We start from the raw sequence: 16,254 nt of genomic DNA, 5'->3' as shown, positions 1-16,254 counted from the left end.
AGTGCGAAACGAGGCCTAATGCGAGCGGCGGTTGACCCTGCGCCAAGCACGTCCGCCCTTCTGCTCCTCGCCGTTGTCCTGCAGACAGCCGAGCGCCGCCGTTTTAGGTGCGTGCGTGGATCTCAAACATTCGATCTCGACAGTCCGAGAGCGACACGCCACCGTCAGACAGTGGCGCATGGCCCTCGGAGGCCTGAGCACGGCCTAAAAACATTCGACACATCGGACCTCCGAGACCCGAGCTTGGCCCTCAAACACTCGACGTTGGCCCGTTGAGGCTGACGTTCCACCGTCCAAGGGTCGAAGCCGGCAGTCAGAGGTCGAAATTTTCGAGCTTGGGCGGTGGAAGGTGGGTGTTTGAGGCCCACGCTCCGCCTGCGGAGGCCCGAGCGTGACGGTTGGAGGTCCACGTTCGGACCTCAGAGGCCCGTCATCGGCCCTTTCTGGCTCGACCTCCATCCTTGCGGAAACGTCACCCCAGTTCCCGATACCCACGCATGCGCGCCTCGCGTGCCATCACGGCGATGGGCCGATAGTGCGCCAAGGTGGTCGGCACGATGTCTTCCAGGCGGAGCCTCGCGCGCAGACCGGCGTCATCGTGCAAGGCTTGGCGCATTGCGTTCCTCACGCGCTGCACCAGCGTGTCGCCCGCGCGGCGTGAGGCGATGAAGGGCAGGCCGGCCACATGCCGTGTCGAGCCGATCTGCCGCAGCCCCGCAACCAGGTCCGGCCTGTGCTCTGCGGCAAAGGCCAGCGTGACGCAGTCGATGGCGGCAACGTCGGCCTCGTCGTCGGCCACCGCCGCCAGCGACCGCAGGTGCGAGCCCGTGTGCACGACGGCCCCGAAGAACCGCGCACCGCGCACCAGCGGCGCAACGGCGTGGCGCAGCGCGTTCATGCCGCTGTGCGAATCGGGGCTGTTGCAGGCCACGCGCGCGCCCCGGCATGCGGCCAGGGTGGCGGGGCCATCTTTGGCGCGAACCACGATTGCACTGCTATAGGCTTCCTGCTGGCAGCCGGGCACCACAAAGCGCGGGGTGCCGATCAACTGCACCCGCGATGCCAACCCGCGAATCAACGGGTAGCCGCAGGTTTGCGACAGCAACACGTCGTCGCGCCGCCAGAATGCGTGCAGCGCGTCGGGGCTCTCGCCCGGGTCCACGGTGTCCAGGATCACGGGCGACGTGCCACTGCCGAGCGCCTGCGCTGTCCGCTCGATCAGCGTGGCCCAGTCCTCCCGCAACGACGCAGAGACGTTGTACATCGGGAGGGCCGCCACCCAGCGCTCACGCTTCGCCATATTCGCGATATTCCCCAGGACCATGGGACAGCGGATGCGCCACGGGCGCCGCCACGCGCAGCGCATAGCGGATCAGCCATTCCCGATAACCACGGACATGGAAGCCGCCGTTGCGCGCGAGGTAGTCGTCGGCGCGGCGCCGGTAGACCCACGCCAATGCAAACCACGGTACGGACGGCAGGTCGTGGTGCACCAGATGGTAGTTGTTGTTGAGAAACAGCAAGCGCCACATCAAGCCGGCGTCGTTGATGACGCTGCGGGTGGCGTGGGAATCCGCCGCGCGATGCTCCTGGAAAGAGCGGATCGCCGCCAATGACAGCGCCGGATAGGCCACGCCCAGCAGCATGAGCCAGGCGGGCAGGCCGCAGGCCGTCTGCAGCCAGACGAGCAGCGCCGCGACGGCAAGCAGGTGGGCCACCCACATCGGCGCGTCGCGCCAGTCGCCCGAGCGCAGCGTTGCGAGAGCATCCGCCGCAATGGTGAAGATCGAGAACGCGGGCTGCAGCACCATCCGCCCCGCCAGCGTATTGCGGGCGGCATACAGCTTGCGCATGGCCGGACTCGCCGCATGCCAGTCGACGGCGAAGAGGAAGTAGCTCTCCGGATCGGTGTCGGGGTGCGTGAGTTCAGCCTCGTGGTGCTGCAGATGCAGGCGCCGGTACAGGCCATAGGGCAGCCAGATGCCGAGCGGCGCAGCGCCAAGCAGGGCATTGAGCCACGGCAGGCGTGTCGGGTGACCATGCAGCAGCTCGTGCTGCAATGACAGGTACCACGTGGTGCACAGCGTGAGCAGCACGCACGCCAGCGGCAAACCGAGTTGCCGCACATGCGTGGCAATACCAAACCAGGTCGTATAGACCGTGGCGATCAGCAGCCACGTCGGCAGCTCCGTGCGCCACAGCCAGTGACGGGCGGCCTGCGCCAACTCCGTGCGCTGTCGGTCGTCAAGATAAATGGCCATGCGTGCGGGCTTGCGTTGTGGAACGAAGGCACAGCATACGGGCCGGCCCTGCACGACCGGAACGAAGGATTGTCGATAACGATATGTGGCAGTCGGCCGCTAGCGCACATGCCATTCAGGGCCTTCTTTGATCCGCACGCAGCGCCGTGACGCAAAGCGCGCATCTGCGGGTCGATGCGATTTGCAGCCCGGTCGATGCCGCAATAGCAGACTATCGCTGCACCGCAAGTGCGCGAATATGCATGCTCCCAATCCTTCGTTGGCACGCGTGCACCGGCAGCCCATAGTGATTGCTTCTCGAGTGCAATGAGCGATGGAGCAAACGATGTCTGTGCTGCTTGGATGGCGACGCTGGGTGGTTCGCGCAATGTGGGTGGCGGCAGCCGGTGCTGCCGGACAGGCCGTGGCGGCACCGGCCTCGGGCGAGCCCCTGTACTTTGGCGTGTCCGGCCCGCTGACCGGCCAGAACGCGCAGTACGGCGCGCAATGGAAGGCCGGCTTCGACCTGGCGCTGGAGCAGATCAACGCTGCCGGCGGCATCCACGGGCGACCGCTGCAGTATGTGTTTGAAGACAGCCAGAGCGACCCGCGCCAGGCCGTCGCCATTGCGCAGAAGTTTGTGAACGACCGCCGCATCCTCATCGAACTGGGCGACTTCTCCAGCCCCGCGTCGATGGCGGCCTCGCCGATCTACCAGCGCGCGGGGCTCGTACAACTGGGCTTCACCAACTCGCACCCGGACTTCACCAAGGGTGGTGATTTCATCTGGAGCCCGTCGGTCAGCCAGGCCGATGCTCAACCGCTGCTGGCTGATCTGGCCGTCAAGACCGAAGGCTTCAAGCGTGTGGCCGTGCTCTACCTGAACACCGACTGGGGCCGCACCAGCAAGGATGTATTCGTGACGGCTGCCAAGCAGCGCGGCGCGCAGGTGGTAGCCACCGAAGGCTATCAGCCCGACGAGAAGGATTTCCGCTCCACGCTCGTGCGCGTGCGCGACGCCAAACCCGACGGCATCGTGCTGATTTCGTACTACGCAGACGGCGCGCTCATCGCCGGGCAGTTGCGGGCCACGGGCATCCAGTTGCCCATCGTGGCGGCCAGCTCGGTGTATTCGCCCAAGTTCCTGGAGCTGGGCGCGACGGCCGTCAACGGCGTGGCCACCAACACCACGTTCTTCCCCGACGAGCCGCGGCCCGAGGTGCAGACCTTCGTCAAGCAGTTCCGCGCCAAATACCAGCGCGACCCCGACGCCTTCAACGCCTTCGCCTACGACGCCGTCATCCTGGCCGCCGAAGCACTGAAGGCGGGCGGCACGGACCGCCGTGCCATCCGCGATGCCCTGCCCAAGCTGCGCGACGTGCCCAGCGTGGTGTTCGGCCGCGCCACGTTCGACCCGGCCACGCGCCGCGTGCTGGGCGTGCGCAGCGTCAACGTGGTGGTCAAGGACGGCAAGTGGGCGCTGCTCGATCGCAAGACCACGGTCGCCGCGCAATAACGGGGCGGATGGATCGAAGATGGAATCGCTGCTGCATGGGGCGTGGCTCGACTACACGGTCAACGGGCTCGTCGTCGGCAATATCTATGCGTTGCTGGCGGTGGGGCTGGCGCTGATCTTCGGCGTCTCGCACCTGATCAACTTTGCGCATGGCTCGGTCTATACAGTGGGTGCGTTCATCGGATGGTTTGCCATCACGCACCTGCATGCGCCGCTGTGGGTGACGATCGCGCTGGTGATCGTCGGCTCGGCGCTGCTGGGCATGGGCATCGAGCGTATCGGGTTGCGCCCGCTGGCAAATGCACCGCGCATTGCACCGCTGCTGGCAACCATCGGTTTGAGCTACGTGATCGATCAGGCCGTCCAGTTGCTGGCCGGGCCAGACCCACGTGCGCTGCCGAACCCCCTGCCCGAATGGCGACTCGCACTGGGCGGCGGCAGCATCGGTGCGCTGGACGTGCTGATCGCGGCGCTCGGCCTGGCCAGTGCGACGGTCCTGTTTGTATTTCTGCGCTACACGCGGCTGGGCTGGGCCGTGCGCGCCACCGCGCAGGACCGTGATGCCGCGCGGCAGATGGGCGTGAGCACGCACGCGGTCAACCAGGCCGTGTTTGCCATCGCCTCTGCGCTGGGTGGGCTGAGCGGGCTGCTGGTCGGCATGTACTACAACAACATCAGCCCCGCGATGAGCTTCCAGGCCACGCTCAAGGGCGTGGTGGCGGTCGTGATCGGCGGTGTGGGCAATGTGCCCGGGGCGATTGCGGGCAGCCTGCTGCTCGGCCTGACCGAGAGCTATGGCGTCGCCCTGTTCGGTACGCCGTATCGCAACCTGTTCGCCTTCCTGCTGCTGGTGGGCGTGCTGGTGTGGCGGCCGAATGGACTATTCGCGCGCAAACCCGCGCTGCCGCCCGAACCCCTGACGGGCACCTTCATCGCACCGAGCCGCCCGATCAACGTGCCGCGTTGGGTGTGGCCCGTGGCAATTGCCGTGCTGGCCGTGGTGCCGCTGACCGGCGTGTCGTCGTATGTCGTGCAGGTACTGACCAACGCATGGCTCTACGCGCTGCTGGCGTTGTCGCTCACGCTGGTGGCGGGCACGGCCGGGCAGATCTCGCTTGGGCATGCGGGCTTGCTGGCCATCGGGGCCTATGCCTCGGCGCTGCTGGCCATCGATGCCCAGGTGCCCGTGCTGCTGGCCGTGCTGCTGGCGGGCGTGGTGACCGCCGCGCTCGGCACGCTGCTGGTGCTGCCGGCGTTCCGCTTGCGGGGGCACTACGTGTCGATCGCCACCCTCGGCATTGGCGAGATCATCGCGCTCGTCATCCTCAACTGGGAAAGCGTCACGCGCGGCCCGATCGGCGTGGCGGGGATTCCACCGTTGGCCGCCGGCAACTTCGCGCTCGATTCCGCCGCGGCGTTCTACTGGGTGGGCCTGGCTGCCGTGGTGGCACTGGGGCTGCTGCAGCGGCGCCTGCTGGGCACGCACCTGGGCCGCACCCTGCGCGCGATCCGCGAAGACGACGTCGCAGCGCGCGCCTACGGGGTCTCGCCCGCACGCTACAAGGCACTGGCCTTTGGGGTGGGCGGCTTCCTGGCGGGCGTTGCCGGCGCCCTGACCGCGCATCTCTACAGCTACATCAACCACGAGACCTTCGGCTCGCCGATCTCCATCCTGGCGCTGACCATGGTGATCCTCGGCGGCCTGGGCAGCGTGGCGGGGGCGGTGATGGGCGCGGTGGCGCTCGTCGGCCTGCCTGAACTGTTTCGCGTCACGGCCGAGTACCGCATCCTGATCGTCGGCCTCACGCTTCTGCTGCTGGTCCGCTTCCGCCCCCAAGGCTTGCTGGGGACGGTCTGAGCCGCCGTATCACACCACTCGACACCACTCGGCACCACTGCGCATCACTCTCACGAGGACTCCATGAGCACGCTCAACGATTACCTGATCGAAAAACGCGCGGCCGTACTGGCACGCGAAGCACGCATTGCGTCCGGCGCCTTTGAACCGGTGCGCCTGGCCGCCAGCGTCAGCGCTGAAGGCCGCAGCGGCGTGCGCCGCGTACGCATCCGCGAGCATCAGATCATCAGCGACAGCCCGCCCGACTTTGCCGGCTACAACCTCGGGGCCAGTTCTCCGGAACAGCAACTCGGCGTGCTGGGCTCGTGCGTGACGCATATCTTCCTGATCCAGGCCGCGCAGCATGAAGTGCCGATCGATTCGCTGGAAGTGGAAGTCACGGGCCAGATCGACGCCCGCGCCGGTCATCCGGGGTACGAGCACGTTCCGGTGTATCCGCACGACATCGGCTACACGGTGCACATCGCCTCGCCCGCATCGCGCGAGCAGCTCGATGCGCTGTTCGAAGCGGTCGAGCGTACCTGCCCGATCCTGAACCTGCTCAAGCATCCGCAAACCATCCGCGCCACGCTACAGCACACGCGCACGGGCGGCGCCGACGGTTCGACCGGCAGCGCGACCGACCCGCAGGCAGACCATGCCGTCCCGGCTTGAACTGCGCGGCGTCACGCGTCGGTTCGGCGGGTTGACAGCGGTCGACGGCATCGACCTCGACGTAGCCGACGGCGAGGTCGTGAGCCTGATCGGCCCGAATGGCGCAGGCAAGACCACGCTGTTCAACCTCATCACCGGCGTCGACACGCCCGATGCAGGCACGGTGCGCGTGGATGGCGCCAGCACCACCGGCTGGCGCGCCGAGCAGCTTGCTGCCGCCGGCGTGGCACGCACGTTTCAGCACGGCCGCGTGTTCGGCAACCTGAGCGTGCTCGACAACGTGCTGATCGGCGCGCACACGCAACTGCACGCGGTGCGGCCGCGGTGGCCGGTGATCGGTCCGCTGGCCGAACTGGCGCTGGCGCTGTGGCGGCCAGCACGCGTGCGCGATGAGGAAGCCGCACTGCACCGACAGGCGCTCGACATCCTCGCGCTCTTTGGCGAGCGCCTGCTGCCGCGTCTGCATCAACCGACGTACACGCTGTCATACGCCAACCGCCGCCGCGTGGAGATTGCCCGCGCGCTTGCCGCGCGCCCGCGCCTGCTGCTGCTCGACGAGCCCACCGCCGGCATGAACGAAAGCGAAACCGCCGAGATGCAGCAGATCATTGCCGCGCTCAAGGCACAGGGCCAGACCATCCTGTTGATCGAGCACAAACTCGAACTCGTGATGCAACTCTCGGACCGCGTGATCGCCATGGACAACGGCCGCAAGATCGCCGAAGGCCGGCCCGAGGCCGTGCGCAACGATCCCGCCGTCATCGAAGCCTATCTCGGCCACCGCAGCGTGGGAGCGTTGGACACATCGGCCACCGGGCCCACCGCCCTGGCCGCATGACCATGACGACATCCATCGCCACGCCTCCCCCGCTGCTGCGGTTTGCCGGCATCCACACGCACTACGGCCCGGCCCAGGTGCATTTCGACGTGAACCTGGAGGTGCGGCCCGGCCAGATCGTCAGCCTGCTGGGCGGCAACGCCAGCGGCAAGTCCACCTCGATGAAGCTGATCCTCGGCCTGCACAAGCCGACCGCCGGCGACGTGCAGATCGACGGGGTGTCGACGCTCAAGCTCTCGACGCCGCAGATCATCCGCCTGGGCGTGGCGTCGGTGCCCGAAGCCCGCCGGCTGTTCGGGGCCATGACGGTGCGCGAGAACCTGCTGATGGGCGCCTTCACGCGCAACCCGCACCGGGAGCGCACCGCCATCGCAGAAGACTACGAGCGCATGCTCACACTCTTCCCGCGTGTGAAAGAACGCCTGCATGCGCTGGCGGGCACGCTGTCGGGCGGCGAGCAGCAGATGGTGGCGATGGCTCGCGCGTTGATGGGCCGCCCGCGCCTGATCTGCATGGACGAGCCGACCATGGGCCTGTCGCCGCGCTATGTCGACCATGTGCTGGACCTCATCGCACAAGTCAACGCCACGGGCGTGTCGGTCTTCATGGTGGAACAGAACGCCAGCCTCGCCCTGCGCATCGCGCACCATGGCTACGTCCTGCAGAACGGACGTATCGTGCTGTCGGGGCCGGCGCGCGAACTGCTGCACGATGCACGCATCCGCAGCGCCTATCTCGGCGGTGAAGCCGCCTGACGCCTGACGCCCGACACCACTCGCATCCCTTCGAACCGGAACCACCATGAGCCTGACCCTGGACCACATCGTCATCCGCGTGAATGATCTAGAGCGCGTCATTGCCGACTACACGGCGCTTGGCTTCACCGTGCAGCGCGGCGGCACGCATGCCGACGGCGTCACGCACAACGCGCTGGTCGGTTTTGCCGACGGCAGCTACCTAGAGTTGATCGCCTTCCTGCAACCCGCGCCCGAGCGCCGCTGGTGGTTGCTCGGCGAGCGGCATGGCGAAGGCTATGTCGACTTTGCCCTGCTGCCGCACAACGTGGGCGCCGTGGTCGATGCCGCGCGTGCGCGTGGTCTCGACTACGAAGGCCCGCTGCCCGGCGGCCGTCTGCGCCCCGACGGCGCCCAGCTCGTCTGGGAACTCGGCCGCCCTGCCACCCCCGACCTCCCCTTCCTGTGCGGCGACGTGACCCCGCGCCACCTGCGCGTGCGCGAAGGCGAGGTGCGCGAACATGCCAACGGCGTACAGGGCATCGCTTCAGTCACGGTGGCTGTTCGGGATATCGTGACCAGTCTGGCGCGGTATCGCGCACTGCTCGGATCGGCACCGGCGCCGCAACCGTTAACGTTGGCCGGCGTGGGCATCGCCTCGGCGGCGGTGCCGGTGGGCGACGCGGCCGTGGTGCTGGTCAGCCCGTTGCCGGATAGCCAGTTGCCTGCCGCGCTGGATCTGGAGCATCACCTTGCTACCCGAGGTGAAGGCGTCCTGGGGCTGACGCTGTCGAGCAGCGTCGCGACAACGGCGTCGCTGCCCGTGGAACAGACGCACGGCGCACGGATTTCGGTACATCCGACTGCCGACGCGCGGCAGGCAGCAGAGGGGGCATTGGTGGAGGCGACGCTCGGCTGAATCCGGTGGGGGCGGCGATTTTTTTTTTTTGACAGGTTGATCGACAGACAGACAAGCGACGCGGAGTCTGGCCAACGGCGTGGCGTCTCAAATGAGGCATCGGACCGTGGCAGCGTCCGCTAGCTTTCTATGCCCGGGGCCCAACGACTTTGCGCTGGGCCTGTGGGATGACGGTCGCGAGAGCGCGGCTTACTGGTGGGTCAGCGTCAGCGCATAGAACTTGACCACGGTGCCAGGCGTGGTCAGGGGCGTGCCCGACACTGCAGTCTGATCGTAGTCGCCGGCCTTGAAGTAGAAGCTCTCTCCAACGAAGCTCGAATCCATCGTGAAGGTGCTGACCGTACCGTTGACCGTGACCGTAATCGTGCTGCCACTGAGGCTCAGTTCATAGTCAAAGGTGCTGGCGACCGGAACGGTGGTGATCGGATAGATCGTCGCGCTGCCACCCTGGTTGGTGTTTTCGAGCAGGAGTTGCACACCGCCGCTTGACGTCACCTGCAGCTCGCACAGTGGCTTGCTCGGACCGGTGCCCTGGAAGATCTGGCCGATCGTGGTGTGATCCGGCACCTGCGTAACGGCAACCGTCGCGTTCAGCTTGTTTGTGCCCGTGCTCGGCCAGATGGTGCTCTCGCGCAGTTCCGTGCGTGGATGCAAGGAGCCTGAGGTGGTCCAGCCCTGCGTCGGGTCCATCATGACCATGGAGCCGTCAGAGCTGTCCGTGTAGAAGTACGTCGGGTTGGTGTAGCCCGCCGCGAGCTTGGTGCCACTGACCGTGGTGATGCTGCCCGATGAGCCGGTAGGCAACTGCAGCGTGAAAGGTGCCAAGTTGAAGTTTGAGCCAGGAGGACTGCTGGTGCTGAGTGCCGGGGCCGCCGGGCTCCCCATCTTCTGAAGGCTCCGTCCCTGCACGGACAACGCGCCGTCCTCGCCGCCGCATGCCGAGAGCAAACTGCCCGCCAGGGCTGCCGTCAGGCAGATCATGATTCGATGCTTCATCTCGTCTCCTCGTTTGTGCTGCTGGTTGAATGTCGTCGGGATGCTGTCGATAGATCATTGCGACCGGGTCGTCCTCTCGCCCCCCCCTTGCGCCGCGTCAGGCGACCCTATTCACATGAAGACAGCGGCGGTACGCTCGAACACAACGTCACCAACAACGACCGCACGCGCTGGAGGCCGCTGCGTCGCAAATCCTTGGTACGGGCGCAGTCACAGAACAAGCACGGCGCGAAAGTCGTTGACGTTCGTCAATGTCGGGCCCGTCACAACGGAGGCCCCTAAGGCGCCGAAGAAGCCGTGTCCGTCGTTGTTATCGAGCGCTTCGAGCGGCTGGATGCCGAGCGCCCTCGCTTCGCTGAGCGAATCCGGCGTGAGCACGGCCCCAGCGATTTCCTCCTGACCGTCCACCCCATCGGTATCCCCAGCAATCGCGTAGATGCCGGGTTCGCCAGCGAGCGAAATACCTAGGGACAATAAAAATTCCACATTGCGCCCCCCACGGCCGTTCCCCCGCACAGTGACGGTCGTTTCACCGCCGGACAGCAGAACGCACGGCGCTGGAAATGGCTGGCCGTGCAACCTCACTTGCCGCGCAATGCCTGCCATCACGGCCCCGACGTCGCGCGCTTCGCCCTCAATCGCATTACCGAGAATATGCGCAGGGAATCCCGCCGCACGTGCCACCGCAGCAGCCGCTTCCAGCGCCATCTGCGGCGTGGCAACCATACGCACGGTGTTGCCCGCCAAGCGGGCATCGTCCGGGAAGAGAGATTCCCCGCGCTCGCTTTCGAGTGCTTCAAGCACGGCGTTCGGCACATCGACCCGGTATCGACGCAGGATCGCCAGCGCATCCGCACACGTCGTAGGATCACCCACGGTGGGACCTGAGGCGATATCGCATGGATCATCGCCTGGCACATCAGAGAGGAGCAGCGTGACGACCTTGGCAGGATGGCATGCTGCCGCGAGCCGGCCGCCCTTGATGGCTGACAGGTGCCGGCGCACGCAGTTCATCTCGCTGATGCTCGCGCCAGATTTGAGCAGCGCGCGGCTGACTGCCTGCTTGTCCTCCAGTGTCACGCCATCGATCGGCAAGGGGAGCAGCGCCGACCCACCACCCGAGATCAGGCATAGCACGGTGTCGCGCGCGCTCAGGTTGCCGACCAGTGACAGCATCCGCTGCGCGGCCTCCATTCCGGCTGCGTCTGGCACTGGATGTGCAGCTTCCGCGATCTCGATGTGCTCGCACGGCACGGCGTAACCGTAGCGAGTCACAACGAGGCCACTGAGCGGTCCCTTCCAATGTGTCTCAACCGCACGCGCCATTGCTGCGGACGCCTTGCCCGCACCGATGACGATCAAGCGGCCGCCGGGTACCTCGGGCAGATGCGCCAGAAGGTTGCTTGCCGGCAGCGCTGAATTGATGGCGGCGCCAAACATCCGGCGCAACAGGAAAATCGGGTCCATCGTCAACTCTCAAACTAGGCGCTTGCCGCCGAAGACACGTTGCGGTTTTGTGCCGGCGTGCGGTGCCTGACCAGCGTCCACAGCAGCGCCATGCCTATCAGATCACCGCAACCCAGCGCCACGAAGAATGGCGTGTAGCCGATACTGCTGACCAGCCACCCGATCAGTAGCGTGAAGCTCAGGTTGCCGATTCCAGCCACAAAGCTGGCCATGCCGGTGACAGTCGCCACTTCGTGCTTAGGGAACAGGTCTGCCGACAGTGAGATCACCGAAATCGAAAGCGTCTGGTGCGCGAATCCGCCCAGGCACAGCAAGAAGATCGCTACCGCGGGGTCCTTGACGAAGCCCACGCCGGCCATGCCGATCATGAGCACCGCACCGAGAGAGAACGCAACGCGCTTGCCGTCGACGATGGCGACGCCGAAGCGCTTGTTCAGATACGCGGAGATGGTGCCGCCCATCATGCAGCCGAAATCCGCCGCCACAAATGGCAGCCACGCCGTCAGCGCGATGGTTTTGAGATCGAACCCGCGTGCCTGATACAGGTACAGCGGCATCCAGTAGACCAGCGTGCCCCACACTGGATCAGCAAAGAAGCGCGGCAACGCGATACCCCAGAAATTGCGCTGCGACAGGATCTGGCGGATGGGCGGCTTGCCGCCATCCTTGGCCTGCGCCACCCGGTCATTTCCTCCGATGTTCTGGTCGTCCGCCTGCCCCGCTGCGATGTAGTCCGCCTCCTCTTTCGTCAGCGCTGGGTGCGCAGCTGGATGGCGATAGAAGAGCAGCCACAACACCGCCCAGCCGAGGCTCAAGGCGCCGGCAATGATGAAGGCCGTCTCCCAGTCGTACTTGAGGATGGACCATGCAATCAAGGGCGGCGCCATGATGGCGCCTACCGAAGCGCCCAGGTTGAACGTGCCCGCCGCGAAGCCGCGCTCGCGTGCCGGAAACCAGTAGGCCGTGGCCCGCATACCGGCCGGGATGAACGCCCCTTCCACCAGTCCCAACATGCCACGCAGGACGAACAGGCCGACCCAACCGTTCACGAACCCATGCGCCATGCAGATCAGCGACCATGCGATACCGCATAGCAAGAAGCCGAAGCGCAAGCCGATACGGTCCATCAGGTACCCGGTCAGCGGCGCCCCAATCGGGTACATGACGAGAAAGGCTCCGGTAATCCATCCGTAGTGCTGCGTGGTGATATGCAGGCTCTGCATGACCGTGGGCGCGGCCACGCCGAGCGAGCTGCGCGCCAGATAGTTCATGACCGTGCCCAGCGTCAGCAGGCCGATCATCCACCAGCGCAGTCCCCTGATTTTCATTGTCATCGTGCTCTCCCTAGGCGGGGAACAAAGCGCGCACAACCGGCGTGGCATCCAGCCCAACCGATACGGCGCGAAATTGTGGATCAAGATGCGTGGCGATCCGGTATAGGTCAGCCGCCTCGTTGCGTTGCCATAGGCCGGCATAGCCTTTCACGTTGGCGGCAGCGCGGCGCGCATCGAACTTCACGCTGCTGTGCACGAACTCCTCGTGCTGCCTCTCGCCACGCGCATACGGCGCGAGCCAGTTCAGCGCGCTCGCCAGCCTGCCGCGAATCTCCGGAGCGCCGTACCAGTCCGCCCCATGCCTGGCCGCCATCGTTGCCGCCATCAACAGCGGCTCGAGGTTGTAGACCACGTAGTGCATCGCGTCGCGCTGTGCGAAATCGTAAGTGCTGCCGTCGTCGCGCACGTTCTGCCGCACGTGGTCGATGAAGGCGGCGCGCGCTGCGTCGATCCAGCGCCTGTCGCCGCTCAGGTAAGCACCGGCGGTCGCCAGCTTGATGCGATGGCTCTGCCAGTTGTTGAGCAGTGTGCTGTCGTCACCCACGCGCCGTGCAGGCGTCAGGTAAGCCTCGGCCAGTTGCGCGCCGAAGGAAGGAATGCGCGCCTCAAGCTCGGCTGACAAATGCTCGCGCACCAGATCCAGCCCGAACAGGAATTGCACTAGCCCAGCCTCGTCCACCGGGTTGGAAGATGACCGGTACACCGGCAGCCAGCCGCCGATGTACGCCACTGCCTTGTCGGCATAGGCGGGGGTGTTGGATACGCGAAACGCCAGCGCCTGCACCAGGGTCTGCTGCCAATCCTGCTGGGCCAGCACGCTTGCATCGCGATCGCCTTCATGCGGCAGCAGGCCCTGCGTGTGAACGATGTCGCGCACATGCAGCGGGCGCGCCAGGCTGGGGTGCGCCTGTGAAATCAGTTGTGCCGCCACGGCGGGCGGTACGGAAGCCGCCAGTGCTTCCGCACGCTGTAACGAGGTCAGTGCGTAGGTCATCGCATTCTCACTCTTCGGGCGGGATACCAGATCGGCCGCCCAGCCATTGCCATAGCCTCTGGCCGCGGCGACCAGCGGCGCTGCAAACACGCCGTGCAGAAGCAGCCGGCGGCTCGGGGAATACCGGGTCGAGATGTCTTCGCAGCTCATAGCACCCCCGCGTATTCCGGCTCGGGAAGGCCGCGCACCCCTGGGCGAACCGCAAAAACATGGCCGTCATGCTCTGTCGCTCCGGTGGCAGGACGGATAGACGTGATGAACAGCGTGCCGAGATCGCGCCCGCCGAACGCGCACATGGCCGGCTTGACGGCTGGCAAGTCGATCCTGCGATCCAGCACACCCTGTGGCGTAAAGCGCAACACCGCACCGGCATCGTTCGCGCAGATCCAATAACAGCCATCGGCATCGACCGCGGCGCCATCGGGGCGCCCTGCATAGTCGTGCAGATCGGCAAAGACGCGGCGGCGGCTGGGCGTGCCGGTCTCGGTGTCGTAGTCGAAGGCCCAGATCAGCCGGCGCTGCGGGTGCGAATCGGACAGATACATCGTCGTGCCATCGGGCGACCACGCCAGTCCGTTCTGCACAATCAGTTGATCAACCACCGGCGCCGACAACCGCCCCTGCGTATCGAGGCAGAACAACGCGCCGGCCGGGTTGGCGGCGGCCATGTCCTGCACCATCGTGCCGGACCAGAAGCGGCCTTGCCTGTCGCAACGGCCGTCATTGAAACGCGTGCCCGGCACTCGGAACTGCGGTGCTGCAAGCTTGCGTGCGTAGGCCGGTGTTTTGCCATCGGCAGTCGCCGGTTCTGGGAGCGCGACGGCGAACAGGCCCGTCTCCAGCCCAGCCACCAACCCGCCATTGCAGCCGAACGCAAAACACGCGACCTTCTCAGGCAGCACCCATTCCGTGCGCAGACCCAAGGCCACGCGCTGCCGCACGATGCGCTGCGCGGGAATATCGACCCAGTACAGCGCGTCTTCCTGCGCACGCCAGACCGGGCTCTCGCCGACCGTGGCAGGTGCGTACCCGACGTCGATGCGCTCAACAGATGGTTGCGAAACCACGGACATCACTTCGACTCCATCGGCCCGGCAAGCACGAAGGGCCCACCCTGGTAGCGCTGTGTGGGGTCATCGAGATTGTCGGTGGGGGCAACCGCTGGAAACAAATGTTCGAACTGTGCTGAACTGTCCTGTGGGCGGAACCCCAGGAAATTTGCCTTGGTGTTGTCTGCCCACTTGATGCGGTTGTCCGACACACCGTAGACGATGGCGTGGCCCACACGATTGGTGAACAGAGAGCAGCGCACGAGCTCGATGAAATCCCGATAGCTCAGATAGGTGACCAGCATGCGCGCATTCCTGGGTGCCTCGAACGACGAGCCGATGCGCAGGCATACGGTCTCCAGACCGAACCGATCGAAGTAGTAGCGCGACAGCGCCTCGCCAAAGCACTTGGTCACGCCGTACAGACAATCCGGGCGCAGCGGTGCATCGATATCCAGGACTGAGGTGACGGGATGGAAGCCCATCGCGTGGTTCGAGCTGGCGTAGACAACGCGCTTCACGCCTTGCTTTTGCGCAGCGGCATACAGGTTGTACAACCCGAGAATGTTGGCCTGCATCAGATCATCGAACGGGGCTTCGACCGAAATGCCACCCAGATGGACGACTGCGTCCACACCTTCGAGAAGGGCATGCACGGCTTGTCGGTCTGCCAGATCGACGACTGCACCCTCTTCGTGTGCCGCCAGCTCGCCCAGCGGGGCAATGTCGCTCACGCGGACCACATCTGCCCATGCCGCCAGCGCGCCGCGCAGTTGCCGACCGAGGTTGCCGGCAGCGCCGGTCAGAAGTAGTCGCTTGAATGGCTTGCGTTGTGCAGACGCGCCGCTTTCTGTTTCGTGGGTTCCCATGCTCAAGTGGTGTGATTAGCGTTGATGTGAACGTGCTTGCTTGAGTGCCGCATCGGCACCGGTGCGCATCAGGCTGATATCGGTGACGACGGCGACATAGTCGAAACCGTCTGCGATGTAGCGGGCGTTCAGCTCGGGATCGGCCATCAGGATGCCGATCGGCTTGCCGCAACGGTGAGCGCGCTCGCAAGCGTCATGGATGGCAGCCTGCACTGCCGCGTGTCGAACGTTGCCCAGGTGCCCCATCGTGGCGGCTAGGTCGGCCGGCCCGACGAAGATGCCGTCGATACCTTCCACCGCGGCGATGGCCTCGAGGTTCTCCAGGGCCCTCGGTGTCTCCAGTTGCACGAGCAGGCAGACCTCGTTGTTGGCACATTGACCGTAGTCGGTATCGCGTCCGTAGCGGTTGGCGCGCGTGGCAAGCGACACGCCACGGATGCCCGCCGGCGGATAGCGCACTGCCGCTACGGCACGCCTCGCGTCGTCGGCGGTATCCACCATGGGAACCAGCACCGTCTGCGCGCCAATGTCGAGCAAGCGCTTGAGCACCACCGCGTCGTTCGTGCTGGGCCGAACCACCGCCGACATCGACGTCTGGGCCACGGTGCGCAACTGGTCCTGCACCATCGGCACCTCGTTGGGTGCGTGCTCGGTGTCGAGGAGAATCCAGTCGTAGTCGGACTGCGTCAGGACTTCGACGACATTGCTGGAGGCCAGCATGCTCCAGATGCCGAGTTGCTGCTTGCGGGCGAGCAACTGTGCCTTGAACCGGTTGCGCTGCATGGA

At 65.8% G+C, this 16,254-nt stretch carries 15 protein-coding genes; 6 read left to right on the top strand and 9 right to left on the bottom strand.

Annotation, left to right across the window (positions count from 1 at the left end):
* Positions 1 to 472: 472 nt before the first annotated feature.
* Both R2676_RS04445 and R2676_RS04440 read right to left on the bottom strand, forming a co-directional pair.
* Positions 473 to 1,300 carry a phosphate/phosphite/phosphonate ABC transporter substrate-binding protein gene (locus R2676_RS04445; RefSeq protein WP_316856897.1) on the bottom strand — a complete coding sequence of 276 codons (828 nt, stop codon included), beginning with the start codon at positions 1,298 to 1,300 and terminating at the stop codon, positions 473 to 475.
* A complete protein-coding gene (locus tag R2676_RS04440; protein WP_206273926.1) occupies positions 1,287 to 2,261 on the bottom strand; it encodes a fatty acid desaturase in 975 nt (324 codons plus the stop codon). The genes R2676_RS04445 and R2676_RS04440 overlap by 14 nt, the downstream gene beginning before the upstream one ends.
* 325 nt (positions 2,262 to 2,586) lie before the next feature.
* Here R2676_RS04440 and R2676_RS04435 point away from each other — a divergent pair, with 325 nt between their 5' ends.
* From R2676_RS04435 to R2676_RS04410, 6 genes are all read left to right on the top strand, one after another.
* Positions 2,587 to 3,756: an ABC transporter substrate-binding protein gene (locus tag R2676_RS04435; RefSeq protein WP_410482478.1), complete on the top strand. Its 1,170-nt coding sequence runs from the start codon at positions 2,587 to 2,589 to the stop codon at positions 3,754 to 3,756.
* Positions 3,757 to 3,775: 19 nt separating this feature from the next.
* Positions 3,776 to 5,614: an ABC transporter permease gene (locus R2676_RS04430; RefSeq protein WP_206273924.1), complete on the top strand. Its 1,839-nt coding sequence runs from the start codon at positions 3,776 to 3,778 to the stop codon at positions 5,612 to 5,614.
* Positions 5,615 to 5,677: 63 nt separating this feature from the next.
* Positions 5,678 to 6,268, top strand: coding sequence for an OsmC family protein (locus tag R2676_RS04425; protein WP_206273923.1), 591 nt, complete (start codon positions 5,678 to 5,680; stop codon positions 6,266 to 6,268).
* On the top strand, positions 6,252 to 7,106 hold the full coding sequence (locus R2676_RS04420; RefSeq protein WP_206273922.1) for an ABC transporter ATP-binding protein: 855 nt from the start codon (positions 6,252 to 6,254) through the stop codon (positions 7,104 to 7,106). The genes R2676_RS04425 and R2676_RS04420 overlap by 17 nt, the downstream gene beginning before the upstream one ends.
* Positions 7,107 to 7,108: 2 nt before the next feature.
* Positions 7,109 to 7,861, top strand: a complete 753-nt coding sequence (locus tag R2676_RS04415) for an ABC transporter ATP-binding protein (protein WP_316856898.1) — start codon at positions 7,109 to 7,111, stop codon at positions 7,859 to 7,861.
* Positions 7,862 to 7,907: 46 nt separating this feature from the next.
* Positions 7,908 to 8,759 carry a VOC family protein gene (locus R2676_RS04410; protein WP_206273920.1) on the top strand — a complete coding sequence of 284 codons (852 nt, stop codon included), beginning with the start codon at positions 7,908 to 7,910 and terminating at the stop codon, positions 8,757 to 8,759.
* A 189-nt stretch (positions 8,760 to 8,948) separates the two neighbouring features.
* Here the strand turns inward: R2676_RS04410 and R2676_RS04405 are convergent, their stop codons facing one another.
* From R2676_RS04405 to R2676_RS04375, 7 genes are all read right to left on the bottom strand, one after another.
* Positions 8,949 to 9,755 carry a polysaccharide lyase family 7 protein gene (locus tag R2676_RS04405; protein ID WP_206273919.1) on the bottom strand — a complete coding sequence of 269 codons (807 nt, stop codon included), beginning with the start codon at positions 9,753 to 9,755 and terminating at the stop codon, positions 8,949 to 8,951.
* 210 nt (positions 9,756 to 9,965) lie between these two features.
* The gene (locus tag R2676_RS04400; protein WP_206273918.1) at positions 9,966 to 11,222 is read right to left on the bottom strand and encodes a glycerate kinase type-2 family protein; all 1,257 of its coding nucleotides are present in this window, start codon (positions 11,220 to 11,222) and stop codon (positions 9,966 to 9,968) included.
* A 14-nt stretch (positions 11,223 to 11,236) separates the two neighbouring features.
* Positions 11,237 to 12,556: an MFS transporter gene (locus R2676_RS04395; protein ID WP_316856899.1), complete on the bottom strand. Its 1,320-nt coding sequence runs from the start codon at positions 12,554 to 12,556 to the stop codon at positions 11,237 to 11,239.
* A 10-nt stretch (positions 12,557 to 12,566) separates the two neighbouring features.
* Entirely contained in the window at positions 12,567 to 13,700 is a 1,134-nt protein-coding gene (locus R2676_RS04390; protein ID WP_206273917.1) for an alginate lyase family protein, read from the bottom strand.
* Positions 13,697 to 14,623, bottom strand: a complete 927-nt coding sequence (locus tag R2676_RS04385) for an SMP-30/gluconolactonase/LRE family protein (RefSeq protein ID WP_206273916.1) — start codon at positions 14,621 to 14,623, stop codon at positions 13,697 to 13,699. The genes R2676_RS04390 and R2676_RS04385 overlap by 4 nt, the downstream gene beginning before the upstream one ends.
* Entirely contained in the window at positions 14,623 to 15,468 is an 846-nt protein-coding gene (locus tag R2676_RS04380; RefSeq protein WP_206273915.1) for an NAD-dependent epimerase/dehydratase family protein, read from the bottom strand. The genes R2676_RS04385 and R2676_RS04380 overlap by 1 nt, the downstream gene beginning before the upstream one ends.
* Before the next feature lie 15 nt (positions 15,469 to 15,483).
* Positions 15,484 to 16,251: an HpcH/HpaI aldolase family protein gene (locus R2676_RS04375; protein ID WP_206273914.1), complete on the bottom strand. Its 768-nt coding sequence runs from the start codon at positions 16,249 to 16,251 to the stop codon at positions 15,484 to 15,486.
* Positions 16,252 to 16,254 lie beyond the last annotated feature (3 nt).

The organism is Ralstonia flatus, assembly GCF_958439105.1.
Taxonomy (GTDB): Bacteria; Pseudomonadota; Gammaproteobacteria; order Burkholderiales; family Burkholderiaceae; genus Ralstonia; species Ralstonia flatus.
The sequence above is the reverse complement of the archived record's forward strand: the minus strand, read 5'-3'. Positions and strand labels throughout refer to the sequence as shown.